Origin of the sequence: Streptomyces sp. KMM 9044 (assembly GCF_024701375.2) — a bacterium.
In the GTDB taxonomy this organism is placed as follows: domain Bacteria; phylum Actinomycetota; class Actinomycetes; order Streptomycetales; family Streptomycetaceae; genus Streptomyces.
Genome location: NZ_CP113910.1, coordinates 1,142,422 through 1,168,716 on the forward strand (window position 1 = coordinate 1,142,422; position 26,295 = coordinate 1,168,716).

Here is a 26,295-nt window from a genome sequence, read left to right on the forward strand (position 1 = left end):
CGCATCGCCGGGTCCGCCACCACCGCGGACAGCACCAGCGTCAGCGTGTCGGCCAGCCGGCCCACCGTTGCCGGCTCGAACAGGTCCGCCGCACCGGTCACCACCCCACCGATCCCCGCCGGCTCCCCATCCGCACCGAACCGCTCTCCGACCAGCACCGCCAGGTCGAACTTCGCCCCGACCCGCCCCAACGGCAGCGCACTGGCCCGCAACCCCGACATCCCACCCCGGGACCGGACCTGCCCACCCCAGCTGAAGCAACCGCATCCTGCATCGTCAAAATCACCTGGAACAGCGGATGCCGCGCCACCGACCGCGCCGGGGCCAGCTCCTCCACCAGCCGCTCGAACGGCACATCCTGATGCGCATACGCCCCCAGCCCCGTCTCCCGCACCCGCTCCAGCACCTGAGCGAACGACGGATCACCCGACAGGTCCGTCCGCATCACCAGCGAGTTCACGAAACAACCCACCGACTCGTCCAGGGACTCATCCGTGCGCCCGGCGATCGCCGAACCGATCGGGATATCGGTCCCCGCACCCAACCGGGACAGCGTCACCGCAAGCGCCGCCTGCAGCACCATGAACACCGTCACACCACGCTCACGCGCCACCTCACGCAACCGCGCATGAACCCCCGCCGACACCTCCACACGCACCGCATGCCCCTCATGCGACGCCACCGCCGGCCGCGGACGGTCATACGGCAGAGCAAGCTCCTCCGGCGCACCCGCCAACGCCCCACGCCAGAAGGCGACCTGGCGTGACAGCACGCTCTCCGGGTCGTTCTCATCACCGAGCAGCTCCCGCTGCCACAACGCGTAGTCGGCGTACTGCACCGGCAACGCGGACCACTCCGGGGCGGCACCCTCGCAACGAGCCGCATAGGCAGAGACGAGGTCACGCTCCAAGGGAGCGGACGACCACCCATCGCTGGCGATGTGGTGGACCACCACGATGAGCACATGCTCGTCCGGGGCGGTTTCGAACAGCCATACCCGAATGGGGATCTCCGCACTCAGATCGAAGGCATACCCCTGCGCTGCGGCGACCGCCTCCGCCAGGTCCCCCGCACCCAGCTGGGCGAAGGCCAGCTCGAACCCGCACTCCTCCACCGGCAGGATCCGCTGATACGGCTCACCCTCGGCCACCGCGAACACCGTCCGCAGCACCTCATGCCGCCCCAGCACATCAACCAGCGCCGCCTCCAACGCCCCCCGATCCACCCCACCCGACAACCGAAGCGCCACCGGCTGGTTGTACGTGGAGCTCGGCCCCTCCAACTGGCCGATGAACCACAGCCGCCGCTGCGCGAACGACAGCGGCACCCGCTCCGGCCGCGGACCCGCCACCAACGCAGGACGCGCCGCGTCCGCTCCCGCCAGCCGCAAGGCCAGGCCGGCCGGCGTCGGCGCCTCGAACAACGTCCGCAGCGCCACCTCCACACCCAGCACCGCGCGCACCCGACTCACCAGACGAGTCGCCAGCAGCGAATGCCCGCCCAGCGCGAAGAAGTCGTCCTCCACACCGACCTCGGGAAGACCCAGCACCTGCGCGAACGCCTGGCACAGGATCTCCTCCTGCACCGACACCGGCCCACGACCGCCACCACTCGTGTACTCCGGAGCCGGCAACGCCTTGCGGTCCAGCTTCCCGTTCACCGTCAACGGCAGCCCGTCCAGCACCACCACCGCCGACGGCACCATGTACTCCGGCACCCGCCCCGCCACGAACTCCCGCAGCTCGGACACCCGCACATCACCCACCACATAGGCAACCAGACGCTTGTCACCCGGGGTGTCCTCCCGCACGACCACCGCCGCCTGCCCCACCCCCGGATGCGCAGCCAGCACCGCCTCGACCTCACCCGGCTCGATCCGGAACCCACGAATCTTCACCTGGTCATCAGCACGACCCAAATACTCCAACTGCCCCTCGGCCGACCACCGCACCACATCCCCGGTCCGGTACATCCGCTCACCCACACCACCGAACGGACAAGCCACAAACCGCTCCCCGGTCAGGCCCGCCCGCCCCACATACCCCCGCGCCAACTGCACACCCGCGAGATACAACTCACCCGGCACCCCCACCGGCACCGGCCTCAGCGACCCGTCCAGCACATACACCCGGGTATTGGCCACCGGCGCACCGATCGGCACCACCCCACCACGACCCGACACACACTCCCAGGCCGTCACGTCCACCGACGCCTCCGTCGGCCCATACAAATTGTGCAGCTCCACCCCGTCGAACAGCTCGAAGAACCGCTCCTGCCCGGACACAGGCAAAGCCTCACCCGAACAGATCACCCGCCGCAGACTCCCACACCCCGCAGCCGCCGGCTCCGCAAGAAACGCCTCCAGCATCGACGGCACGAAATGCACCGTCGTCACCCGCTCCCGGCAAATCAGATCCGCCACATACCCCGGATCCCGATGCCCACCCGGCCGCGCCACCACCAGCACCGCACCATTCAGCAACGGCCAGAAGAACTCCCACACCGACACATCGAAACCGAACGGAGTCTTCTGCAACACCCGATCACCCGGCACCAAACCGAACCGGTCCTGCATCCACACCAGCCGATTGACAATCCCCTCATGCCCAACCACCACACCCTTCGGACGCCCCGTCGAACCCGACGTGAAGATGACATACGCAGGATGCTCCGGAGCCAGGGGGCAAATTCGCTCGGATTCGGCAATATCCACACCGGAAAGCCCGGCCAGCCGCTCCTCGGTACCAGGCTCACCCAGCACCACACACGACAATTCCCCGAAGCCTCCCTCGGCAGCCACATCCCCCGTGGTAATCACACAAGCGGGAGCCGCATCCTCCAACAGGAACCCGATCCGCTCCGCCGGATACTCCGTATCGATCGGCAGGTACGCCGCGCCCGCCTTGAGCACTGCCAGAACGGAAACCACAAGATCGGCCGAACGCGGCAACGCCAACCCGACAACACTCTCCGGCCCCACACCCCCGGCAAGCAGCAGCCGCGCCAATCGATTCGCCCGAGCATCCAACTCCGCGTAAGAAAGCTCGACCCCCTCACACACCACCGCCACCGCATCCGGTGTCCGCGCCACCTGAGCCGCGAACAACACCGGCACCGTCGCCGGCTCGACCGGCATCGCAGTGTCGTTCCACTCCGTCAGGAGCTGGCGCTCCTCGGCCTCAGGAAGGATGTCGACGGCTGTCAGCGGGCTGCCGGGATGGTCTTCCAGCGCGGTGACGAGGTGGTCCAGGCAGGTGTGCAGCAGCCGGCACAGCGCCTGACCGTCCACCGAGCCCACCGCGTCCACGGTCAGCCCGAACTTCGACTCCAGATCCTCGACCGACACGGCCACCGGATAGTTCGTCGTCTCACGCATCGACACCGTGCTGATACCCCGACGGGCGGCACCGGCCTCCGAACCCGCCCCGGAGGCGGTACGGGACTTGCCGTGTCGGTAGTTGAACAGCGAGGTGAACAGCGGGCTGCCACCCGGCATCCCGCTGGCCTGCTGCGCCAGCGTCAACGGCGCGTGCTCGTGCACCAGCAGCTCGGCCAGCTGATCCCGCACACCCTCCAGCGCCTGGCCCACACCCTCAGCACCGACCCGTACCCGCACCGGCAACGTATTGATGAACAGGCCCGGCACCCGGTCCGCACCCGCACCCGCGTTCATCCGCCCGAACAGCACGGTGCCGAACACCACGTCGTCCCGACCACTGACCGTCGCGAGCACCCGCGCCCACGCCAGATGGAACACACTCGCCGCACTCACGCCCAGCGAGCGGGCCACCTCCCGCACCCGGCGGCCCACCTCCTCCTCCACACCGAGGTAGGAACGCACCACACCACGACCGTCGCCATGCACATCCATCAGGCCGTAAGGAGCGGTGGTCTCCTCGACATCGCCGAGCAGGCCGGCGAAGTAGGCCTCGTGCTCCGCGCGGGTGACGCCGAGACGTGCCTGAGCCACGAAGTTGCGGAACGGCAACGGCTCCGGCAGCGCATCCTCGCGCCCCGACAGAAACGCATCCAGCTCTTGGAGCAGCACGTCGTGCGTGGTGTGGTCCTGCACCAGGTGATGCATCCGCAGCAACGCCAGCCACTGCCCGTCAGTCCCCGGCTCCGCTGCCAGGTGCACATCGATGAGCGGCGCCCGCCCGAGATCCATCACGGATCCGACCACCGCGATCAGCTGCTCGACCGCATCGGGGCCGCCAGATTCAAGGGTCACCGTCGTGACCGGCAGAGTCGCCCGGCGGACCACCACCTGGACCGGCTCGCCGAGCCCCTCCCACACAAACCCCGTGCGGTAGATGTCATGCCGGTCCACCACCCGCTGAAGCGCCGCCAGGAACCCCTCCAGCCGCTCACGTGAATCGAACCGCAACACCCGCGGCGCCACATACGCATCCACACCACCATCCGCCTCCAGCAGATGATGGAAGAACAACCCCTCCTGCAAAGGAGCCAACGGATAGACGTCAGCGATGTTGGCCGCGCCGCCGTCGACGGCCCCGACGACCCGCTCGACCTCCTCAACCGTCAGGTCAACCAGCGGCAGCATGTCCGGAGTGATCCGCCCCGCATCCTCCGGGATCCGGTTCTCCGGCACCTCCACCGCATCCGGCCCCGCCGCCTGCGCCAGACCCGCCGGCGTCGGCGTCTGGAACAACGCACGCACCGACACCGACACACCCCGGCCGTCCAGCTGCTTCACCAGTCGCACGGCCAGGAGTGAGTGTCCGCCGAGTGCGAAGAAGTCGTCGTCCACACCGACCTCGGGAAGACCCAGCACCTGGGCGAAGGCCTGGCACAGGATCTCCTCCTGCACCGACACCGGCCCACGACCGCCACTGACGGTGGCCACCGTGTACTCGGGGGCGGGCAATGCCTTGCGGTCCAGCTTGCGGTTCACCGTCAGCGGCAGCTCGTCCAGCACCACCACCGCCGACGGCACCATGTACTCCGGCACCCGCCCCGCCACGAACTCCCGCAGCTCGGACACCCGCACATCACCCACCACATAGGCGACCAGACGCTTGTCACCCGGGGTGTCCTCCCGCACGACCACCGCCGCCTGCCCCACCCCCGGATGCGCAGCCAGCACCGCCTCGACCTCACCCGGCTCGATCCGGAACCCACGGATCTTCACCTGGTCATCGGTCCGCCCGGCAAAGACCAGCTGCCCCTGCACCGTCCACCGCGCCCGGTCCCCGGTCCGATACATCCGCTCACCCACACCACCGAACGGATTCGCCACGAACCGCTCCCCGGTCAGGCCCGGCCGCCCCACATACCCCCGCGCCAGACCGGCACCCGCCACATACAGCTCACCCGCAACACCCGCCGGAACCGGCGCCAGGTGCTCGTCCAGCACGAACACCTGGGTATTCACCACCGGCGTACCGATCGAGACGGTCGTCGGGTCGTCGCAACGCCACAGCGTCGCGTCCACCGTCGTCTCGGTCGGACCATAGGAGTTGAACATCACGCGTCCCCGCGCCCACCGCGCCAGCACCTCCGGCGGACACGCCTCCCCCGCCACCACCAACACCACGTCCGCGCTGATCGAACCCTCGTCGAGAGTGGCCAGCACCCCCGGCGGCAACGTCACATGCGTCACCCCCGTCTCGCCCAGGAACTCCGGCAGCGCAGAACCCAGCCGCCGCTCCGCCGGCACCACCACCAGCGCCGCACCCGACAGCAGCGCCATCAACCACTCCCACCCGAACGTGTCGAAAGCAGCCGACGCGAACTGCCCCACCCGCGACCCCGGGCCCACACCCAACTCCCGCACCTGACCAGCCACCAGGCTCGCCACACCCACATGCGAAACCACCACCCCCTTCGGCCGCCCCGTCGACCCAGACGTGTAGATCACATACGCCGGATGCTCCGCCCGCAGCTGGGCACAGACCACCGCCGAACTGTCGAGACCGGCGATCTCCCCCGCCACCGCGGGGTCATCCACCACCACCTGCCGCACATCACCCGCAACCACGCCAGCCAGCGCACGGGAGGTCAGCACAACCTCCAGCCCCGCATCCCGCACCACATAAGCGATCCGCTCCGCCGGATGATCCGCATCCAGCGGCACGTACGCACCCCCGGCCTTCAGCACCCCCAACAACGCCACCTGCAGGTCAGCACCGCGCTCCAGGCAGACTCCGACAGCCGACTCCGGGCCGATCCCCAGACCGGTCAGATACCGCGCCAGGCGGTTCGCCCGCGCGTCCACCTCCCCGTACGACAGCTCCACCACCCCGTCGACCACCGCCACCGCATCCCGGTCGCGCGCCACCTGAGCCCCGAACAGCGCCGGAACCGTCGCCGCCTCGACCGTGGCCGCCGTGTCGTTCCACTCCACCAGCACCCTGTGACGCTCGGCCGACCCCAGCACATCCACCGTGCTCACCCGCACCGACGGATCCCCGACCACCGCCGACAACACCCGAACCCAACGCTCCGCGAACCGAGCAGCCGTCCCCGCATCAAACAGATCAGCAGCGGCTATCAGTTGTCCGGCCAGACCAGCAGGAGCTCCGTCGGTGTCGAAGACCTCGCTCGCCATCACGTCGAGATCGAACTTCGCCGCCACTTTCCCGGACCCCGCCGACAGCCCCGACGCCACGAGCCCCGGCAGATCCAGCACCGCCTGTTCCATGTTCTGCAGCGCCAACCACACCTGGAACAACGGATGCCGCGCCATCGAACGCGCCGGGGCCAGCTCCTCCACCAGCCGCTCGAACGGCACGTCCTGATGCTCGAACGCCCGCAGCCCGGCCTCCCGCACCCGCTCCAGCACCTCACCGAACGACGGATCACCCGACAGATCCGTCCGGATCACCAGTGAATTGACGAAGAACCCGACCGACTCGTCCAGAGCCTCATCCGTGCGCCCGGCGATCCCCGAACCGATCGGAATATCGGTCCCCGCACCCAACCGGGACAGCGTCACCGCAAGCGCCGCCTGCAGCACCATGAACACCGTCACACCACGCTCACGCGCCACCTCACGCAACCGCGCATGAACCCCCGCCGACACCTCCACACGCACCGCATGCCCCTCATGCGACGCCACCGCCGGCCGAATACGATCGGTCGGCAACACCAGCTCCTCCGGCGCACCCGCCAACGCCCCACGCCAGAACTCCACCTGACGCGACAACCTGCTCTCCGGGTCACCCTCATCACCCAGCAGCTCCCGCTGCCACAACGCGTAGTCCGCGTACTGCACCGGCAACGCAGACCACCCCGGAGCGGCACCCTGACGCCGAGCGTCATACGCCGTAACGAGGTCACGCTTGAGTGGAGCAGACGACCACCCGTCACCCGCGATGTGATGCACGACGACGACCACCACATGCTCGTCCGCGCCGGTCTCGAACAGCCATGCCCGCAGCGGGATTTCCGTGGCCAGATCAAAGGCATACCCCTGCGCTGCGGCGACCGCCTCCGCCAACCCGTCCGCACCCAGCTGGGCGAAGGCCAGCTCGAACCCGCACTCCTCCACCGGCAGGATCCGCTGATATGGCTCACCCTCGGCCACCGCGAACACCGTCCGCAGCACCTCATGCCGCCCCAGCACATCAACCAGCGCCGCCTCCAACGCCCCCCGATCCACCCCACCCGACAACCGAAGCGCCACCGGGATGTTGTACGTGGAGCTCGGCCCCTCCAACTGGCCGATGAACCACAGTCGGCGCTGCGCGAACGACAGCGGCACCCGCTCCGGCCGCGGACCCGCCACCAACGCAGGACGCGCCGCGTCCGCTCCCGCCAGCCGCAAGGCCAGGCCGGCCGGCGTCGGCGCCTCGAACAACGTCCGCAGCGCCACCTCCACACCCAGCACCGCGCGCACCCGACTCACCAGACGAGTCGCCAGCAGCGAATGCCCGCCCAGCGCGAAGAAGTCGTCCTCCACACCGACCTCGGGAAGACCCAGCACCTGCGCGAACGCCTGGCACAGGATCTCCTCCTGCACCGACACCGGCCCACGACCGCCACCACTCGTGTACTCCGGAGCCGGCAACGCCTTGCGGTCCAGCTTCCCGTTCACCGTCAACGGCAGCCCGTCCAGCACCACCACCGCCGACGGCACCATGTACTCCGGCACCCGCCCCGCCACGAACTCCCGCAGCTCGGACACCCGCACATCACCCACCACATAGGCGACCAGACGCTTGTCACCCGGGGTGTCCTCCCGCACGACCACCGCCGCCTGCCCCACCCCCGGATGCGCAGCCAGCACCGCCTCGACCTCACCCGGCTCGATCCGGAACCCACGGATCTTCACCTGGTCATCGGTCCGCCCGGCAAAGACCAGCTGCCCCTGCACCGTCCACCGCGCCCGGTCCCCGGTCCGATACATCCGCTCACCCACACCACCGAACGGATTCGCCACGAACCGCTCCCCGGTCAGGCCCGGCCGCCCCACATACCCCCGCGCCAACTGCACACCCGCGATGTACAGCTCACCCACCACGCCCACCGGCACCGGCTTGAGCGAGCCGTCCAGCACATACACCCGGGTGTTCGCCACCGGCGCGCCCATCGGCACCACTGGCTCCGAACCGTCCACCTGGCCGGTGGTGACCATCACGGTCGCCTCGGTCGGACCGTACGTGTTCACGAGCGCCCGGCCCCGCGACCACAGCCCGGCCTGCGCCAGGCTGATCGGCTCCGCACCCACCACGAGTGTGGACACGTCCGTCAGTGCCGTCGGATCCAGCGCGCCCAGCAGCGAGGGCACCACGCTCGCCGAGCCCACGCCGCAGCGTCGTACCATCCCTGCCAGCAGCGAAGTATCCGACCGTTCCGCCGACGATGCCACCACCAGGGTGGCGCCCGACGCCAGCGTCACCGCCATGTCCAGCACCGACGCGTCAAAACTGAACGACGCGAACTGCAGCACCCGGGCGCCCGGCTCCGCGCCCAGCACCGGCCTCAGGGCCGCGACCAGGTTCACCAGACCGCCGTGCGTGGCCGCCACGCCCTTCGGCCGTCCCGTCGAACCCGACGTGTAGATCACGTACGCCAGCCCAGCGCCCCGCACCCGTGTTTGGGGTATCGCCACCTCGGCCCTCGTGAAGACCTCCGCCACATTCCGATCGCCGAGATCGATCACCTCGGCCCCCGGCAACTCCGCTAGCGGCCCGCCCCGCCCCACCACGACCCCGGCCCCGCTGTCCGAGACCATGAACTTCAGTCGCTCCACCGGAAGCTCCGGGTCGAGCGGCACGTATGCCGCCCCCGCACGCCACACACCCACCACGGACGCAACCATCTCCGCGCCCCGCGGCAGGCAGAGACCCACCACCGACTCCGCGCCGACACCGCGCTGCCTCAGCACATACGCCAGTCTGTTCGCCCAGGCGTCCAGATCGCCGTAAGACAGCTCCTCTCCCTCACACACCACAGCCACCGCAGCCGGATCCGCCGCCGCCCACTCGGCGATCTGCTCGGAGACCGATGCCTCGTTCACCTCGGTGGCGGTGGAGTTCCACCGCTCCAGAACCAAGGACCGCTCGTCCGGGCTCAGTGCGTCCACCGCGCCGACCCGTATGTCGGGCGCCCCCACCACCACCTCGACAACCCGCAGCAGCCACTGCGCGAACCGCTCGGTGGTCTGTGCGTCAAAGACATCAGCGGACGCGATCAGCCGGCCGGTCAGCCCGGCCGGAGCCCCGTCCGCGTCGAGGACCTCGGTGGCCGTGACGTCCAGGTCGAACTTCGTGCGGTTCGCTTCCGACTGTTCCTGGGTCGGTATTCCCTCGATCCGCATACCAGGCAGCTCCAGCACCGCCTGCGCGTTGTTGTGTACCGTCAGCATCACCTGGAACAGCGGATGCCGTGCCATGGACCGCGCCGGGGCCAGCTCCTCCACCAGCCGCTCGAACGGCACATCCTGGTGGTCGTACGCCCGCAGGCCGGCCTCCCGCACCCGCTCCAGCACCTGAGCGAACGACGGATCACCCGACAGGTCCGTCCGGATCACCAGCGAATTGACGAAGAACCCGACCGCGTCGTCCAGGGCCTCATCCGTACGGCCGGCAATCGCCGAACCGATCGGAATGTCCGTCCCCGCACCCAACCGGGACAGCGTCACCGCAAGCGCCGCCTGCAGAACCATGAACACCGTCACACCACGCTCACGCGCCACCTCACGCAACCGCGCATGCACCTCGGCGGACAGGTCGAGCCGTACCGCGTGCCCCACGTGCGACGGCGCCGTCGGCCGCGTGCGGTCATAGGGCAGGGCGAGCTCCTCCGGCACTCCGTCCAGCGCCTCACGCCAGAAGGCAACCTGACGCGACAGCACACTTTCCGGATCGTTCTCGTCCCCGAGCAGTTCCCGCTGCCACAGCGCGTAGTCGGCGTACTGCACCGGCAGCGGTTCCCAGCCGGGCTCCTGGCCCGCGCACCGGGCCGCGTACGCGACGGACACATCCCGGGCCAGCGGCCCCAACGACCAGCCGTCACCCGCGATGTGGTGCACCACGACGACCAGGACGTGCTCGTCCGGTCCTGTTGCGAACAGGCTGGCCCGCAGCGGAATCTCTGTGTCCAGATCGAAGGTCTGCCGCACGGTGCGCGCCACGGTCTCCGTCAGCCGTTCCAGAGCCACTTCCGCAACAGTCAGCTCGAAACCGGATTCCTCCACCGCCAGAATCCGCTGATACGGCTCGCCCTCGGGCGCCGGAAACACCGTTCGCAGCACCTCATGCCGCTCCAGCACGTCCCGCAGCGCCGCGTCCAGCGCCTCCCGATCCAGTCCGCCGATCAGCCGCAGCGCCATGGGGATGTTGTAGGTCGCGCTCGGTCCTTCGAGCTGGCCGATGAACCACAGCCGGCGCTGCGCAAACGACAACGGGATCATCGAGATTCCTCCTGTTTACACATGACCGCGGCGGGACGCATTCCCCCGTCAATTCACGAGGGGCGAGTCCTCGGGAGCAGGTTCTGCCGATGCCGTCATCCAAATCGACCCGGGGCAATTCGAGCAGCGGACAGCCTTCGGCAGAACCCGGCTCACTATGGTCCAGGCGGCATGTCCGATCAATCCTGGCGATCAGTGTTCCGCCATGTTCAACTGAGCCCTGGCCGCACTTGAACAGTTCGGTGCGACCAGCCCGGGCGCGCCCGCGGCCGACGGCAGTGGTGTGAAGCCCTGCGGCTGCCGCTGATGCCTATTCCATGCCGCATCATCGCCTGAATGGCGCGGGCCGCGTACGGTTGGCCAGCCAGGTGTTCAAGTGCTGCACCGCGTCGGTTGATCACAGCGGAAGAAGCCGTGTGCGGCGACTGCCGACTGAGGTTGACGCTGCTGTGGCAGCGTGTCAGCCTGCCTGCCGCATTGAGGGCCCGGATCGTTCAGGAAGCCTGATCTGCCGCGAGATTGCCGCCGTCGGGTATCCGTTTCTCGCATTCAAGCAAATCCTGAGAGGTATTCGCATGCACGGCGACTCGTCCCAGCAGGCTCCGCGGATCAATCTGGTGGATCCCGAGCTCTACGCCCACGGCAATCCCTTCGAGCAGTGGCGCTGGCTGCGCGCGAATGCGCCGGTCCACTGGCATCCGCCCACCGAACTGCCGGGGTTCTGGGCGCTCACCCGGTACGAGGATGTACGGGCGGCGTACCGCGACGCGGAGACGTTCAGTTCGGCGCGGGGAATTCTGCTGCGCCCGGCCGATCACGGGGAGGACCCGGGTGGTGGCCGCACGCTGGCACTGACGGACGCTCCTCGGCATCGACAGCTCAGAGGGCTGGTCGACGAGTGGTTCGCTCTCCGGTCGGTGCGGGGTTTCGAGCCCGAGATGATGGAGGTCACCCGGAGGGTCGTGGACGAGGCCCTGGAGTCCGGGACGTGCGACTTCGTGACGGACGTGGCCGCCCGTGTGCCGCTGTACGTGATCTGCCGGATGATGGGAGTGCCGAGCTCCGACTGGGACCACCTGTTCAAGCTGACCAGCCAGGCGTTCGCCGCCGACGACCCGCTGACCCAGCGGTTCGCCCACCTGGACATCATGAGCTACTTCGACGATCTGCAGGCGGCTAAGGCGGCGCATCCGGGTGACGACCTGGTCAGCATCCTGGCGACGGCCGAGATCGACGGGGCACGGCTCAAGCCGGACGACGTCCTCCTCAACTGCGACAATCTGCTGGTCGGCGGCACGGAGAACACGCGGATCGCGGCGGCCGGCGGCATGCTGGCGTTCCTGGAGCACCAGGACCAGTGGGCGGCTCTGTCGAGGGAGCCGGAGCTGCTGCCCTCTGCAGTGGAGGAGGTGCTCCGCTGGACGTCCACCGCGACGCACATCATGCGCACTGCGGTGCGGCCGGTCGAGATTCACGGGCAGCAGGTGGCGGCGGGTGACCGTGTCACTCTGTGGCTGCCGTCCGCGAACCGTGACGAGAGTATCTTCGACCGTCCGGACGAGTTCGACATCCGCCGCAAGCCCAACCGGCATCTGGCCCTCGGTTTCGGTGAGCACTTCTGCCTGGGGAGCGTGCTTGCCCGCGCGGAACTGCGGCTGCTCTACAACGAGTTGCTGCACCGTGGCATCCGGATGGAACTCGACGGCGAACCGACCCTCGTGGCATCGATCGTCGTCAACGGGCCCCAGCATCTGCCGGTCCGGCTGGTCGCCTGAGCGTCGAACGGCAGGGAGCCTCGGGTCACGGTCACCCGCATCCGTGCCACGAAGGAACACCGCTCGGGTTCTGTGGCCAGAGTGACTAAAGCTCTCGACAGTTCCGAGACAGTGACGGACCATGTAAGCGTGTTCGAAGTAAATGTGTTCGAAGGGGAGTCGGGCACCTCGGCGGTTTGGTGGCGCACCTGTATCGACGCAGGTGGGCCGCCGAAGCATGCGACGTCCGCTTGCGTGGTGCAGGGTGGGGCGGCACGCCCGGTTTCTTCGCGTTCGATGGCAATGCGATGTGTGCCGCCAACTGGGAGCGGAGCCGAAGGAGTCATGGTTCAGGATCTGCTCGCCGCCCCCATGGTCGATCGGTCTACGCGTGTACAGATTGACCGACGACCGCAGCCGTGCCATCAGAGGACGTGTTTCGTAGCGAATAGACACTTATCGGCCATGCCGACGGGGGGAGTCAAACTTGAGCCGTTACGATATTGCCGATCTTGTGGAAACCAGAAGGACGAGCGGAGCTACCGACCCGGCCGACCCGAACGTGACCTTCCAGAATGGCGAGCGGGAGATCGCATCGGTGCCGATCTCGTCTCTCCTGCCTGGCCTCGATCATTCACGTGCGCGCGCCGGCCTGATGGGGTTCGGTGGGGTGTCCGCTTAAAGCTGGTTTGAGCTTCGATGGTTCGGGGCGTGGGCAGGGTGGTTGATCCCGGTATCGCTCGGGCGGGCGTCGGCCTCCACTTGCCGTGGTGTTGCGGGTCTCCTCCTTCCGGGGTGTCGGGGCGGTGGTGGTGAGGTCAGCCGGGGTTGGGCAGGGCCTGGACGCGGTCCCATGCTTTGACGGCGGCGTGGCCGGCCGGCCACGCCGGGTCGAACTTCAGCTCGCGGTGTCGGGCGTGGTTGGTCAGTTTGGCGGGGACGTCGAAGAGTTGGGTGCGGATGGTGGCGGGTTCGGCTCTGGCGAGTCTGCCGTCCAGGGCGAGGAGCTGGAGCCAGGCGAGGAGGTCCATCGCGAGTGCGAGCAGGGTGCACCAGGCCTGGTTGAGGGCGAACTTCGAGGACGGCAGTCTGGTCAGGGTGAGGGCCTTCGAGCGGCGGATCCCGGACTCGACATGAGCATGAACACGGTGGCAGGCGTCCAGCCACTGCAGTTGGCGCCCCGGGGTGTTGGTCGCGATGGCCTGGTAGCGGAAGCCGGTGGCCAGCTCGTACGGTTTGAGATCCTTCGCGTACTTGGGGTGCACCGGTTCACGGCGCACGATGATCCGCAGGCCGGGCGGCCAGCCGGTCAGGTCGAGCATGCCGGTGATCTCGACCAGGGCGGCGTCCTCGCGCGGGGCGCCCTTCGCGTCCAGGGCGGCGGTCCAGGTGTCCTTGGGGACCTTGGCCAGGTTCGTCCAGAAATCCTCGTCGCGGGTCCAGCCGACCGAGTACTGCCAGGTGTTGGCCTTGTTGCCGCCGCCGTCGGTGATCCACCGCAGGTACTCGTGGGTGGCCCCGGCGCCGTCGGCGCGGAAGAGGACCTTGCGCCGTCGGCGGGTGGGCAGCTGGCGGATCGCCTCGGTGGAGACCTCGATGTGGTCGCTCGCGGTGTTGGCTCCGGCGCTTCCCGGCCGCAGCCTGCACACCAGATGCTCGTCCGTATTGTCCAGGAACATCAGGATCGGATGCAGTCCGAAGCCCTTACGGTTGGGCTCGGCGCCCTCCTTGTCCGAGTGCGCTGGCACCAGCGAGGCGTCGATGTCCAGCACCGTCCACCCGGTCAGCGGCCGGCCGTCCACCCGGATCCAGGGGAAGCCGCCGGGCCGAAGGTCGATGAGGTCATGCACCGCGGAGCGGGCCTTCGCGCGGGCCGAGGCGATCTTCACGAGTTCGACCGGGCCGATCGCGTCCAGAGTCCGGTACAGCGTCGACGCGGACGCCGGGTTGCCCAGGACCAGGGCGGCCTGCCGCATCACCGCGATCCCGCTCATCGAGCGTGACCCCAGCAGCACCGCGCACGCCGCGGATATCAGCACCTGCCCCCGGTCGTGGACCGGATGGAAGTCCCGGCGCACCAGCGCCCCGCCGAGGAAGTCTGTCAGCCCGACCTTGTCCGCCAACCGGCGCACGGGCACGATCCCCGCCTTGCCCACCAGTTTCCTGCCGCCCGTCGACAGTGACAGGCCATCCGCCCACTCGGTAAGCTTCGACACCCGGAGGGTGCCTCCTCCCCAACGTGATCCAGTCCTAGAGAAGCTGAATCATCGCAGGTCGAGGCATCCTTCTTCGCTGATCTCACACTCCGTCACCAGCACCGGCAGGCACGGTGAATTGGTGAGGCTGGTGATTCTCCGCGCCTGGAAGGGCATGACGCCGATCATGTCACCAGGCTGATGGAACTGGACTCACAACTTCCACCCATCCTCGTGCATCGGCGGAGCATGCGGGTGATCGACGGGCTGCATCGCCTCATGGCTGCCTTTTTGAGGGGTGATGAGACGATCGACGCCGTGCTCTTCGACGGTACCGTCGAAGAGGCCTTCCTTCGTGCTGTCCAGGCGAATGTGACGCATGGTCTTCCACTTTCCAGAGCGGACCGTCGGGCCGCGGCCGCACGGATCATCGCGTCTCACCCAGAGATGTCGGACCGGGCGATCGCCCGCCTGGCAGGACTGGGCGCGAAGGCCGTCGCAGCCATCAGACGGGGGGCGGCCGACGCGCCGCCGGTGCGGGCCCGCATAGGCAGAGACGGCAAGCTCCGTCCACTGAACAGCGAGGAAGGCAGAAGACGTGCCGCCGAGCTGGTCGCCGAGAACCCGCACGCGTCGCTGCGTGAGGTGGCGAGGCACGCCGGGATCTCGCCGGCGACGGTGAGCGATGTCAAGAAGCGGCTGCTGTCGGGTGAGTCGCCGTTACCGGAGCGGAGGTCCTACGCGTCCGAGGCCGGCAGCGCCCAGCCTGATTCTGTGATTCCGCAGCAGCTGGGCGAGCAGCACACCGCGCGGAGGGGACGCCCCGTCCAGCCGGATCCTGCAGAGCTGGTGGAGAAGCTCCTGCGCGACCCGTCCTTGCGGCACAAGGAGGAGGGACGGCAGCTTCTTCGGGTCCTGCAGCTGAACGCCCTGGGGGATCAGCGCTGGGCGAGATTGGCCGCTGCCGTCCCGTCGCACTGTGGAAGCCTGGTCGTCGACCTCGCCCGGCAGTATGCGGAGACATGGACGGAGTTCGCGAGGGAACTAGACGGCCGCATGCTCAGCGTCGATGACGAGACCTGACGAAAACACAGTCAGCAGGGGCCTGCCGGCGGTCTGTGGCCTCATAACGGCCATGGACCGCCGAGGGCACTCAGCTGAGCCAGCTTGCCCGCCAAAGCGGAGGACTGACTGGCCGTTCTCTATCCGCTCGTGGAGTCGATCGGGTTCGAACGGGGTCCTGGTTCGGGTGAGTTGACCGGTGCAGGCGCATGGAAGAAGGGCCTCTTGGTAGCTCGCGGTTGTCGAGTCCAGCGAGGAGCAAGAGGCCCTGGTGTCGAAGTGTCGCGTGGTCGTGGTTGCCGAGTCCAGCTCGCCCACTCCTGGGTGTGACTGTCTCGCCCATCGGTTCGGAAACGCGGCCGACCGGCCGGAGCGTCGACCCCGGTACGCCTCGGACATGAGTGATGCGGAGTGGGACCTGGTACGGGATCTGCTGCCGGTGCCGGCCTGGATGGCGGGCCGGGGCGGTCGGCCGGAGGGCTACTGCCACCGGCAGATAGTTGATGCCGTGCGCTATGTCGTGGACAACGGCATCAAGTGGCGGGCGATGCCGTGTGACTTCCCGCCCTGGCCGCGGGTGTATGCCTTCTTCGCCCGCTGGCGGGATACGGGGCTGGTGGCCGAGCTGCATGACCGGCTGCGCGGGGCCGTCCGCCGCTCGGAGGGTCGCAAGGAGGAGCCGAGTGCGGGTGTGGTGGACTCTCAGTCGGTGAAGGCGGACGCCACCGTCGCCCACGCCACGCGGGGTTTCGACGCGGGGAAGAAGATCAACGGGCGCAAGCGGCACCTGCTCACCGACACCCTCGGGCTTCTGCTGGCCGTGCTGGTCACGCCAGCCTCCACGACCGATCGGGACGCCGCCCGCCTCCTGCTCCCCGCAGCGAAGAACCATTCCGCCGGCTGGCACGGATCTGGGCCGACGGTGGCTACACCGGCCATCTCACCGACTGGACCGACCAGCACCTCGGAGTGGTCCTGGACATCGTCCGCCGCAGCGACGATGTCCAGGGTTTCCAGGTGCTGCCCCGCCGCTGGGTCGTGGAACGGTCCTTCGCCTGGCTCCTGCGCAGCCGGCGCCTGGTCCGTGACTACGAGCGTCGCCCCGACACCAGCGAGGCCGTCGTCTTGTGGTCGATGACCATGCTCATGAGCCGCCGCCTGGCCGCCCGGCACCAGCAGCCTCTTGCTCCGGCACGGGCAGGATGAACCTGCCCGGTTTCTCCTCCACCAGCCAGCCTCGTTCCACCAGCCGCTTCAGCCGGGCCCTCGCGCCTTCGACGCGGGAGACGGAAGCGCTGTCCCAGCCCAGCACCACTGCCGCCCGCCGGGCACCCAGCCCATCGGCTCCCGCCTCCAGGGCAGCGGCCATCAACGCCTGGTAGTCCAACGACAGCACCTCGGTGCCGGCCGCGGATGGCGTCCCGCTTCGTGGTGTAGCCGATCAACGTTGGGGCGTACGCCCCGGGGCGTGTGCCGACAGGGGTTCCGCTCTCTGCCCGACAGGCGGGCCACCATGCAACTCTCCCTGGTGAACGGCCAGTTCAACCAGGAGGTGCATGATGGCCCTGGAGCTGATCGAGGCCGAGGCAACGTCGAGGATCGGCGCGGAGTGGAACGAGCACACCGAGACACGCACTGCACTGCGCAACGGGCACCGCGACAAGACGCTGACCACGCAGGCCGGTGACCTGGACCTGGCCATACCCAAGCTGCGCGCGGGCAGCTTCTTCCCCAGTCTGTTGGAGCGTCGCCGCCGCATCGACCAGGCCCTGTTCGCCGTCATCATGGAGGCGTACGTCCACGGGGTGTCCACCCGCTCGGTCGACGACCTGGTCAAGGCACTGGGAGCGGACAGCGGGATCTCCAAGAGCGAGGTCTCACGGATCTGCCAGGACCTGGACACCCAGCTGGCCGCGTTCCGGGGCCGGCCCCTGGACCACACCCGCTTCCCCTACATCTACCTCGATGCGACCTACTGCAAGGCACGGGTCGCGCACCAGATCGTCTCCCGGGCCGTGGTGATCGCCACCGGCATCACCGAGGACGGCGGCCGCGAGGTCCTGGGAGTGATGGTCGGCGACAGCGAGACCGAGGTGTTCTGGACCCAGTTCCTGCGCTCCTTGCGTGAACGCGGCCTGGGCGGTGTCCGTCTCGTGCTCGGCGATCACCACTCGGGCCTGGTCAAGGCGATCCGCAAGGTCATGATCGGCGCGGCCTACCAGCGCTGCCGGGTTCATTTCCTGCGCAATGTCTTCGGCGTGATACCCAAGGACGCCGCGGAAATGGTCGCCGCAACCATCCGCACCATCTTCGCCCAGCCCGACCAGGACGCCGTCCGCAACCAGCTCGACACGGTCGCCGACATGCTGGGCGCGCAGTTTCCCCAGGTCAAACAGATGCTCCTGGACGCCAAGGACGACCTCACCGCCTTCGCCGCCTTCCCGGAACGGCACTGGAAGAAGATTCAGTCCACGAACCCGCTGGAGCGGATCAACCGCGAGATCAAACGCCGCGTCGATGTCGTCCAGGTCTTCCCCAACGACGACGCCCTCCTGCGGCTGGTGACCGCCGTGCTCTTCGAGATGCACGACGAGTGGATCGCCTTCCCCCGCCGTTACCTACCCGAAGGCAGCATGGACCAGATCTACCCCACCGAGCCCGGCGAAAGCGCCCCCGTGCTCCCGAACACCACCATCACAACCGACGACTGATCGCCTACACCACGTCAAGGGACACGACCTCGCCGTATCACCCGCGTATCACACAGCCGTCACCAACTGGGCAGAATCTCAGAGTGGAGCCAGCTCAAGTGACACAGAAGACCGGCGGGTACGAATTCCTCTGGGACGGGTCGGAAGAAGGCTGGGTGGTTGTCCGGACGAAAAACGGTCCCGGCGCCATCTACAACACCATGACGCGTCAGGCTCTCGTGATCGAGGACGACGACGAACACGAACACGCCATCCGAATGATGAGGGAACACGCGTGCCCTTACCTGGACTCAATCCCGTAGCCACCACGACACCATGACCGCCGACCACCACGGCCTCCGCTCGAGGCCGTGGTGGCGGCCCCGTCCGCCCCGGGCTCACTGAGGTGCGAACCCGTTAGCCCTCCAACGTGGCGGATTGCAACCGGGGCGTGCCGCGCGGCGGGTCGGCTGCCGGAATCCCCGCATCGCGCCCGGGAACCGCCTGCCCAGGACCTGGTCGATCAAATTGCCGCATCGGCCGCCCGCCGACAGCAACTGGGGCGCCCGAACTGCTGCGTACGAGCCGGAGAACGGCGTGGCCAGCCGCTGCTTCCCCTGGGCCTGCCGCAGCAAGGGTCAGCCCGTGCAGGACGACTTCGGGCGGCCTCGTGCGTCGTACCAGGAGGCGCTGGATTTCACGCAAGCAAACAACCGTGTCCTGGTCGATCACGTGAAGTCCCTGGGTCGTGTGTTGCGCATCGGTCGTATGAGACGTGCCGTCGTTGTGCCCCTTGCTTCGGGTGGCTCCCGAGAGGACAACCGCGTGCAACCGCGCCGCGCCGCCGTTGCAACCCACCGGTTCGGAAGCCCCGCAAGGCCGCACCTGCGGGGCTTCTCGTCGCACGCCGCTCTCACGCGACTATCACCGACTGCACCGACTCCCCCGGACCAGAATCCCCTGACCTGGCATTACGCGCTCATCTTGGACTGGCCTGGACGCCCACGGACGGTCTCTACAACCTGTGCCATGTGGTACCCAGTGAGGGACCCAGGATCAGGACCGGGGCCTCTTCTGGCCCGTCAAAGCGGTATTGCAGGGTGTTCGGTGGTGTCTCGCTCACGCGTCAGACCCTCTCACGTCTCACGAAATCTCACACGGCCAGGTGAACCCGGCGGCTCGTGACCCTCGCGGCGCGGCACGCCCGGCACCGGCCTGTACCCGTCCGGCGGTGAGGCGGCCGTCGAAGAGCTGGTCGAACTCGTTCAGTGCCGCCTCCCACTTGTTGTTCCAGCGTTTGCGGCCGCGGCCGGAGGGGGCGGGGGCGAGGGTGGCGAGGTAGATCCTCTTGAGTGCCGCCTGTTCGTTGGGGAAGTGTCCGCAGGCGGTGGCCGCGCGGCGGTAGCGGGCGTTGAGGGACTCGATGCTGTTGGTGCTGTGGACGACCTCGCGGATCGCGTCGGGGAAGGCCAGGAAGGGTACGAACTCGCTCCAGGCCCGCTGCCGGACGGCGGCGATCGAGCCGTACTTGTGGCCCCACTTGGCGTCGAACTCGTCGAGCCGCTCGCGGGCCCGGGCCCCGTTGACGCCGGTGTGGACGGGCTTGAGGCCGGCGGCGACCTCGGGCCAGTCCCGCCTGGAGGCGTAGCGCAGGCTCTGGCGGATCAGGTGGACGACGCAGCGTTGCACGACGGTCCGGGGCCACACGTTCACGACCGCGTCCGGCAGGGCGGACAGTCCGTCGCAGACCAGCATGAGGACGTCCCTGACGCCGCGGTTGCGCGGGTCGGTGAGGACTTGCTGCCAGAATGTGGCGCCCTCTCCGCCGTCGCCGACCCACAATCCTGCCCGAACCGGGACGTCCACCCCAAAGCCGGACCGGCCCGATGTTCCGGACGAATCGCGATCATGTAACAGCCCCTGCCGCAGAGGGTGCCATCTCCGTTTCGATGACCACTGTCAGCGCCGACCCTTACCATTCGCGCAGGTACCTCCACTTGGAGTAAGGAACGCCGATGCCCAAGCGCGTGTTCGTCAGTTTCGACTATGACTACGACAAGAGCCTCAAAGAATTCCTGATCGGGCAGGCCAAGAACCCCGACTCGCCTTTCGAGGTACATGACTGGTCGATCAAGAAGGCGTCGTCTGTCTGGAAGGTCAAGGCTCGCGCCAGGATCCGAGCGTCCGACGTCGTCATCGTGATCTGCGGCGAGGACACGGACAAGGCTGTCGGCGTGGCCATCGAGCTCCAGATCGCCCAGGAGGAGGGGATCGCCTACTTCCTGCTGAACGGGTACAGCGGCCAGACCGGCAAGAAGCCGACCATCGCAAAGGCCAGCGACAAGCTCTACAAGTGGACGTGGCCTAACCTCAAAACGCTCGTCGGAGGGGCTCGGTGACAACGCCTCCCGACCCTGTCCAGCGTGCGGAGATCCTTGAGCTCTACAAGCTTGGCGTGGAGATGGCCGACCGCGTCTCCGCGCGCCGCGGGACCGCCAACGCCTTCTTCCTCTCCGTCCAGACCGCCTTCGTCGCCCTCGTGGCTTTTGGGTTCCCCAAGCTTGAGGACTCCCCTTGGTGGGCGGTGGTGGCCGTGGCTCTCGCCGGCGTCACGCTGTCGGCTACCTGGTGGCTGCAGCTTCGCAGCTACCGGGAGCTCAACACTGCCAAGTTCAAGGGCATCAACAAGATCGAGGAGCGGCTCCCGGTCAAGATATTCGCTGACGAATGGGAGGAGCTGAAGCGCAATCCGATCACCGGTTGGCGCAAGCGCTACGCCGAGTTGGGTGATACAGAACGCGTCGTTCCTCTGGTGTTCGTGGCAGCGCATGTGCTGCTGCTTGTGGGCACACTAAGTGCGTGACCTACCTTGATCCGCTCGCTGACCTTATTCGGGCCTGCCTCCCGCCTGAAGCTGAACCTCCTGAGGACTCAGCCGCTCTGTTCCGCATCTATGCAGTGTTGCTGAAGGCCAAGGGGGAGCAGGTAACCGACGAGGACGTCCACAATGCCTGGTCAGCCTGGATGCAGTCGGTCGACAGCACTCATGCGGCGCTCGTTCCCTTCGGGGAGCTCCCCCCGGAAACGCGTGCGTTCGATGCCCCGTACGCCCAGGCCATCCGCGCAGCTGCTCGAAGAGTGAGCCGCAGCGCGGGCCCGTGATGCTGCCGGATCCTCAGCGGAGCTGGGCGAAGACGGGCTCCAGCGCCTTCCTGACGAACTCCACCCGAACCTCGGACCCGCGTATGAGCGGCATGGGCGCACGGTGGAAGTCGATGAAGTGTGGGGTCCAGCCGGGCCCGAAGAAGAGCGCGCCTCGTACGCTCATGCGGCTATGCCGAAGGCCGAGAGCCGGGGGATCCAGGAGCGCCGGGAGGTTGATACGTGGGTGCGCCCGCTGTCGGAAATGCTCGTACGCGTCCTCTGGACCGGAGGGCACGAGGAGCAACAGCCGTTCCGGTCCCACCTGCGCCAACGCCTGTTCGAACTCCCACCAGACCCCCTCGGTCGTGCCCAGGCGTAGCACGATAAGGCGGGCTCCGGTCATGAGCTCGATGACCCGGTTCTGCCAGTCCTCGTCCATGTATAAACGATGCGCACCCAGCAGCGGAAGCTGCTCGCCGGGCTGTCCGACAGCTATGACTGGCCCCGCTGAGGACAGCGCCAAGGTGAGCTCCTGCTCCTCGGTGAACTGCCGGAAGCCGATGGCATACGACCCCGCCAGATGGGACGACTTCGTGACGGAGTCGTCTTCGAACGAGCGCAGGTACAGGACAGGGGCCCGGCTGTCGCCGGCGGTGACCTCCTCGGCGGGGGCTTGCAGATGCTGTTGGCCCCGGGAGTAGAGCAGGCCCCCGGTGCCGCAGATCACACCACCGCCGATGAGGACAATGACCATGTTACTCAGGACCGCGTCGAGGAAGCCCCCCGTGCCCGAGATGAACAGCCGCGCGCCGTAGACGCCGAGCGACCCGATCAGGAGGAGGGCGCTGCCCGTGGCCATGAGAACGCGCCCTTTGAGCCGCGACTGCTGCGGAGGCGTATCGGCACCGGCTGCCCCGCCGACCCCGTTTACCCCGCCGTGCGGCTCGTGCTGTGGTGACGTCATGCACTCTCTCCCTCCCCAAGAAGCCCATGGTGCGCCGAGACGATCCGGGCGTCGAGAGCGCGGCGAGCACATCGTTGTTGCGCACCGACAACGCGTCGTTCTCATTCACCACGGGCACGATGCCCAGTTCGAGGGTGTGCTCCAGGGCCGCGCGGACCGGTTCCGAGTGTGGTGGGTCACAGATGTCCTGCGGTGTCAGCAGGAACTGAGCGCAGGACATGCCTTGTCGCGCGAACGCCTCCCGGATGCCCTGGAAGTGCGGTCCTTGTCCCACGGCGGCCAGGACCTGACGGCGCGTGGCGTCCTCGTTCCCAGCGCCGGCGAGGTCCTCGCGACCGATGGCTATGGCGCCGGACGCGACGACCAGCGCGGAAAACCCTCGCGTGAAGAGGGCTCGCACCATGGAGGCAACGATGTCGGTCTTCTCGACGGACAGTTTGCCCGCCTCGACGAGGGACGAACACGGCAGCTGTAAGTCTTGATCGTCTGGCTCCGGTCATGTCAACACCGTTGCGTTTGAGTCTTGAGCCGCAGGTCAAGCCCTGGTGAATGACGCAACGGGACGTCCTGATAGATCAACTTGTTGTCTACAACACCGTTGCGTTTACGTCCGTGAGCGGTTCGCAAGTCCGTGCTCGAAGAACGTGACGGTGGCGTGGACGGTGTAGTTCTGGCTGGTCGTGGGGTGTTGTCCGGCGTTCGGTCCGTACTTGCTGGTGGGGTTCTTGCGGGTGCGGGCCTTGACGCGTTGACGGCGGTGGGCGGGGTGCAGGGCGTCGAGGACAGCCCGGCCGATCGTGCCGGCGAGGTCGGCGGGTCCCGTGGGGGGCAGGATTCCGGTCGCGGTGGTGACGGTGTCGGCGGCGGTGGTCTGCAGGACGGTGAAGCCGATGCGGTCCATGTCCAGCCCGGGCCGGGTGCAGGCGGTGTCGGAAGCGGCACGGATCAGGGCCTGGTAGGTGGTGAGCAGGGCATAGAGCTCCTGGTCGAGGCCGGTCAGGCTGCGGGAGCGCAGGACACGGCCGTCCAGCATCGTTGCCTTGATCGAGAAGTACGTCGTCTCCGACTGCCACCGCTCGTGGTAGAGATCCACGAGCCTGGAAGCTGGGTGGGCGGTCGGGTCCAGGAGGCTGGTGAGCAGGCGCCACTGCTCGGTGCGCACAGTGCCGTCGGACAGGGTCACGGTGATGGACGTCTCGATGACGCGGACGGTCAGCAGGACGGGCAGAACGCCGTAGCCGATCCGGGCCAGGTGGGAGCCGTCGTCCAGGTGCCGGAAGGGGGTGGCGATCCGGCGGGCGGAGGAGCGCACCAGGAACTGGGCGCCGGTGGCGTGAACATCCCGGACGAACTCGTTCGCGTCGAAGCCGGCATCGGCCAGCAGAAGCATCGTGCGGTCCAGCACACTCAACAGGCGTCCCACGTAGGCGAGTTCGCTGTCAGTCTCGGGGCCGAAGGCGGCGGCCGGCACGGCACGGGTGCCGCACTCGACCAGGACCACCAGTCGCATCAGCGGGTAGCCGAACTCCACGCTCTCGCCCACCCGCTTGGGATAGCGCCAGGTGAGAGCCTTCTCGTCGGGCACGTGCAGCAAGGTGCCGTCCACGGCCACAGTCCGAAACCCTCGATAGTGTCCTGAGTCTCAGAAGCACCGCATATTTAGGGTTTGGGGTTCGGTAGGCGGTTGAGGTAGCCGGCGAGGCGTTCGAAGATCTCGTCGGCGGACTTGGTCCAGGTGAACGGCTTGGGGTCTTCGTTCCAGTGGGCGATCCAGTCGCGGATGTCTTTCTCCGGCGCCTGGACGTTCTTGTGGACGCCGCGCCGGGTCTGCTTGTCCGTCAGCAGGCCGAACCAGCGCTCTACTTGGTTGAGCCAGGAGGAACTGGTGGGCGTGAAGTGCATGTGGAAGCGCGGGTGTGCCAGGAGCCACTTCTGGATGGCGGGGGTCTTGTGGGTGGCGTAGTTGTCGCAGATCAGGTGGACGTCGAGTCCGGCGGGGACTTCCTTGTCGAGCTTGGCGAGGAACTTTTTGAACTCGCTGGCGCGGTGGCGGCGGTGCAGGGAGCCGATGACCTCGCCGGTGGCGGTGTTGAGCGCCGCGAACAAGGTGGTGACGCCGCCGCGCAGGTAGTCGTGGGTGCGGCACTCGGGCATGCCGGGCATCATCGGCAGCACCGGCGCCGAGCGGTCCAGCGCCTGTATCCGGGACTTCTCATCGACGCAGAGCACGACGGCGCGCTCGGGCGGATCGAGGTACAGGCCCACCACGTCGCGGACCTTCTCGATGAACTGCGGGTCCTTGCTCAGCTTGAAGGTGTCGACCTGGTGCGGCTTGAGGCCGAAGGTGCGCCAGATCCGCGAGACCGTCGACTGGCTCAGCCCGCTCTGTTTCGCCATCTCCCGGGTGGACCAGTGCGTGGCCCCCTTCGGTGTCGTTTCCAGCGTTCGCACGATCACGTCCTCGACCTGCTCGTCCGTCACCGTGCGGGCAGGCCGCGGCCGTTTCTCGTCGGCCAGGCCCTCCAGCCGGTTGACCGCGAACCGCTTGCGCCACGTGGCCACCGTGGTCGGATGGATCCCGAGGTCCGCGCCGACCCGGGTGTTCGACAGCCCGTCGGCACACGCGAGGACGATCCGGCAGCGCAGCGCCAGAGCCTGCGCGGACGTCGCCCGCCGCGACCAGCGCAGCAACGTCTCACGCTCGGCATCCGTCAGAACCACTTCGACCGTCGGCCGACCCATGCGCGCCATGAGCCAAGCATACTTCTATGGCTTTTCTAAGACTCAGGACACTAGTCCTGCGCGGTTGAGGAGTCGGCTGAAGCTGCGGGTGAGGTTGGCGGGTTCGAGAGGACCGCCGGCAGGGGTGGTGAACACGAGGCTGTTGCCCGACCAGCTCGCGCCCGCGGCCCGGCGTGCTTCCTCCTGCTGTTCCCGGTGGGTCTTCAGGGAGTTGACGCATTCGGTGGGGAGGACGATGCGACGTTCGGATGTGCGGGTCTTGGTGTGCAGGATGGTCAAGCCGCCGGTGCGGGTGCGCTGGAGGGAACGGTGGATGACGGCGGTTCCCGTGTTGAGGTCGAGGTCGTCCCAGTGCAGACCAAGGAGTTCGCCCTTGCGGAGCCCGGTGCGCAGGGCGAGTTCGTACAGCGCGTGGAGCCGGTCGCTGCTGGCTGCGTGGAGGAACTGCCGGGCCTCGCTCGCGGTGAACGGCCTGAAGCGCCGGGGCGGTTCAAAAAGACCCACCCTGGCTGTCAGCGACGCTGTTGCGCGGTGGCCCGCCGAAGTCGGCGGGCCACCGCGCTAAGAAGGGTATGTAGCCGTCAGTCCTCCTCCAGCAGCCCGAATTCCTCAGGCAGAGCGAGCATGGATCGCTGCCTGACCGGGTCGGTCTCTGACTGCGCGGCGATGTGAATCAGCGTGACGAGGTTCGCGCGCCCCTCGGGGGTCAGTTCCCTGGCCATGGCCGCCACAGGCTCGACCAGCGCTGCGGCGACGTCCGGGTCCAGCTCGTCATCGTCCGTAAGGTCGATGGAAACCAGCAGAGTCGCGAAGGCTCTCGCCATAAACTGCTCAGTGTTCATCAAGGTACAACCCTTACTCTGAT

14 protein-coding genes and 5 pseudogenes are annotated in these 26,295 nt (G+C 67.8%); 9 read left to right on the forward strand and 10 right to left on the reverse strand.

Annotation, left to right across the window (positions count from 1 at the left end; genetic code table 11):
• Positions 1-97: 97 nt before the first annotated feature.
• Positions 98-10,879, reverse strand: a complete 10,782-nt coding sequence (locus HUV60_RS05160) for a non-ribosomal peptide synthetase (protein ID WP_269441136.1) — start codon at positions 10,877-10,879, stop codon at positions 98-100.
• Positions 10,880-11,454: 575 nt separating this feature from the next.
• Between HUV60_RS05160 and HUV60_RS05165 the strand changes: the two genes are divergently transcribed.
• Positions 11,455-12,654, forward strand: coding sequence for a cytochrome P450 (locus tag HUV60_RS05165; protein WP_257852014.1), 1,200 nt, complete (start codon positions 11,455-11,457; stop codon positions 12,652-12,654).
• A gap of 797 nt (positions 12,655-13,451) precedes the next feature.
• Here HUV60_RS05165 and HUV60_RS05170 read toward each other — a convergent pair.
• Positions 13,452-14,849: an IS1380 family transposase gene (locus HUV60_RS05170; protein ID WP_257849034.1), complete on the reverse strand. Its 1,398-nt coding sequence runs from the start codon at positions 14,847-14,849 to the stop codon at positions 13,452-13,454.
• Between the two features lie 180 nt (positions 14,850-15,029).
• On the opposite strand from HUV60_RS05170, the gene HUV60_RS05175 reads away from it, so the two are divergent.
• The 3 genes and pseudogenes from HUV60_RS05175 (at position 15,030) to HUV60_RS05185 (ending at position 17,096) form a co-directional block, all read left to right on the forward strand.
• The gene (locus tag HUV60_RS05175; RefSeq protein ID WP_257852009.1) at positions 15,030-15,911 is read left to right on the forward strand and encodes a ParB/RepB/Spo0J family partition protein; all 882 of its coding nucleotides are present in this window, start codon (positions 15,030-15,032) and stop codon (positions 15,909-15,911) included.
• A 376-nt stretch (positions 15,912-16,287) separates the two neighbouring features.
• A pseudogene (locus HUV60_RS05180) lies at positions 16,288-16,719 on the forward strand (transposase); the annotation flags it as partial.
• 80 nt (positions 16,720-16,799) lie between these two features.
• Positions 16,800-17,096, forward strand: coding sequence for a transposase (locus HUV60_RS05185; RefSeq protein ID WP_331462042.1), 297 nt, complete (start codon positions 16,800-16,802; stop codon positions 17,094-17,096).
• On the opposite strand, the pseudogene HUV60_RS05190 reads toward HUV60_RS05185, so the two are convergent.
• A pseudogene (locus HUV60_RS05190) lies at positions 17,035-17,304 on the reverse strand (hypothetical protein); the annotation flags it as partial. The gene HUV60_RS05185 and the pseudogene HUV60_RS05190 sit on opposite strands and share 62 nt — an antisense overlap.
• A gap of 154 nt (positions 17,305-17,458) precedes the next feature.
• Between HUV60_RS05190 and HUV60_RS05195 the strand changes: the two are divergent.
• Both HUV60_RS05195 and HUV60_RS05200 read left to right on the forward strand, forming a co-directional pair.
• A pseudogene (locus HUV60_RS05195) lies at positions 17,459-18,601 on the forward strand (IS256 family transposase); the annotation flags it as partial.
• Positions 18,602-18,699: 98 nt separating this feature from the next.
• Positions 18,700-18,903 carry a hypothetical protein gene (locus HUV60_RS05200; protein ID WP_030856548.1) on the forward strand — a complete coding sequence of 68 codons (204 nt, stop codon included), beginning with the start codon at positions 18,700-18,702 and terminating at the stop codon, positions 18,901-18,903.
• Between the two features lie 895 nt (positions 18,904-19,798).
• Here HUV60_RS05200 and HUV60_RS05205 read toward each other — a convergent pair.
• A pseudogene (locus tag HUV60_RS05205) lies at positions 19,799-20,425 on the reverse strand (IS256 family transposase); the annotation flags it as partial.
• Positions 20,426-20,595: 170 nt separating this feature from the next.
• Between HUV60_RS05205 and HUV60_RS05210 the strand changes: the two are divergent.
• Genes HUV60_RS05210 through HUV60_RS05220 form a run of 3 tightly spaced genes read left to right on the forward strand, consistent with a single transcriptional unit; the run spans position 20,596 to position 21,742 of the window.
• Entirely contained in the window at positions 20,596-20,979 is a 384-nt protein-coding gene (locus HUV60_RS05210; protein WP_257852004.1) for a TIR domain-containing protein, read from the forward strand.
• Complete coding sequence (locus HUV60_RS05215; protein ID WP_443047217.1) at positions 20,976-21,443, forward strand: RipA family octameric membrane protein; 468 nt, start codon at positions 20,976-20,978, stop codon at positions 21,441-21,443. The genes HUV60_RS05210 and HUV60_RS05215 overlap by 4 nt, the downstream gene beginning before the upstream one ends.
• On the forward strand, positions 21,440-21,742 hold the full coding sequence (locus HUV60_RS05220; RefSeq protein ID WP_257852000.1) for a DUF7701 domain-containing protein: 303 nt from the start codon (positions 21,440-21,442) through the stop codon (positions 21,740-21,742). The genes HUV60_RS05215 and HUV60_RS05220 overlap by 4 nt, the downstream gene beginning before the upstream one ends.
• A gap of 13 nt (positions 21,743-21,755) precedes the next feature.
• Here HUV60_RS05220 and HUV60_RS05225 read toward each other — a convergent pair whose 3' ends face one another.
• The 6 genes and pseudogenes from HUV60_RS05225 to HUV60_RS05250 all read right to left on the reverse strand — a co-directional run bounded on the left by HUV60_RS05225 (position 21,756) and on the right by HUV60_RS05250 (position 26,272).
• Positions 21,756-22,583, reverse strand: a complete 828-nt coding sequence (locus HUV60_RS05225; protein ID WP_257851998.1) for a hypothetical protein — start codon at positions 22,581-22,583, stop codon at positions 21,756-21,758.
• Complete coding sequence (locus HUV60_RS33825) at positions 22,480-23,091, reverse strand: hypothetical protein (RefSeq protein ID WP_443047218.1); 612 nt, start codon at positions 23,089-23,091, stop codon at positions 22,480-22,482. The genes HUV60_RS05225 and HUV60_RS33825 overlap by 104 nt, the downstream gene beginning before the upstream one ends.
• Positions 23,092-23,292: 201 nt before the next feature.
• A complete protein-coding gene (locus HUV60_RS05235) occupies positions 23,293-24,294 on the reverse strand; it encodes a transposase (RefSeq protein ID WP_257851996.1) in 1,002 nt (333 codons plus the stop codon).
• Positions 24,295-24,347: 53 nt separating this feature from the next.
• Positions 24,348-25,439, reverse strand: a complete 1,092-nt coding sequence (locus HUV60_RS05240; RefSeq protein WP_257851989.1) for an IS630 family transposase — start codon at positions 25,437-25,439, stop codon at positions 24,348-24,350.
• A gap of 42 nt (positions 25,440-25,481) precedes the next feature.
• Positions 25,482-25,916, reverse strand: a pseudogene (locus HUV60_RS05245) (site-specific integrase); the annotation flags it as partial.
• A gap of 95 nt (positions 25,917-26,011) precedes the next feature.
• Positions 26,012-26,272 carry a hypothetical protein gene (locus HUV60_RS05250; protein WP_257851987.1) on the reverse strand — a complete coding sequence of 87 codons (261 nt, stop codon included), beginning with the start codon at positions 26,270-26,272 and terminating at the stop codon, positions 26,012-26,014.
• Positions 26,273-26,295 lie beyond the last annotated feature (23 nt).

What these genes read in the sequence shown, in the direction of transcription:
- HUV60_RS05160 (WP_269441136.1), bottom strand. Translation starts at nt 10,879, where the DNA reads ATGATCCCGTTGTCGTTTGCGCAGCGCCGGCTGTGGTTCATCGGCCAG.
- HUV60_RS05165 (WP_257852014.1), top strand. Translation starts at nt 11,455, where the DNA reads ATGCACGGCGACTCGTCCCAGCAGGCTCCGCGGATCAATCTGGTGGAT.
- HUV60_RS05175 (WP_257852009.1), top strand. Translation starts at nt 15,030, where the DNA reads ATGGAACTGGACTCACAACTTCCACCCATCCTCGTGCATCGGCGGAGC.
- HUV60_RS05210 (WP_257852004.1), top strand. Translation starts at nt 20,596, where the DNA reads ATGCCCAAGCGCGTGTTCGTCAGTTTCGACTATGACTACGACAAGAGC.
- HUV60_RS05225 (WP_257851998.1), bottom strand. Translation starts at nt 22,583, where the DNA reads ATGGCCACGGGCAGCGCCCTCCTCCTGATCGGGTCGCTCGGCGTCTAC.
- HUV60_RS33825 (WP_443047218.1), bottom strand. Translation starts at nt 23,091, where the DNA reads ATGGTGCGAGCCCTCTTCACGCGAGGGTTTTCCGCGCTGGTCGTCGCG.
- HUV60_RS05240 (WP_257851989.1), bottom strand. Translation starts at nt 25,439, where the DNA reads ATGGCGCGCATGGGTCGGCCGACGGTCGAAGTGGTTCTGACGGATGCC.
- HUV60_RS05250 (WP_257851987.1), bottom strand. Translation starts at nt 26,272, where the DNA reads ATGAACACTGAGCAGTTTATGGCGAGAGCCTTCGCGACTCTGCTGGTT.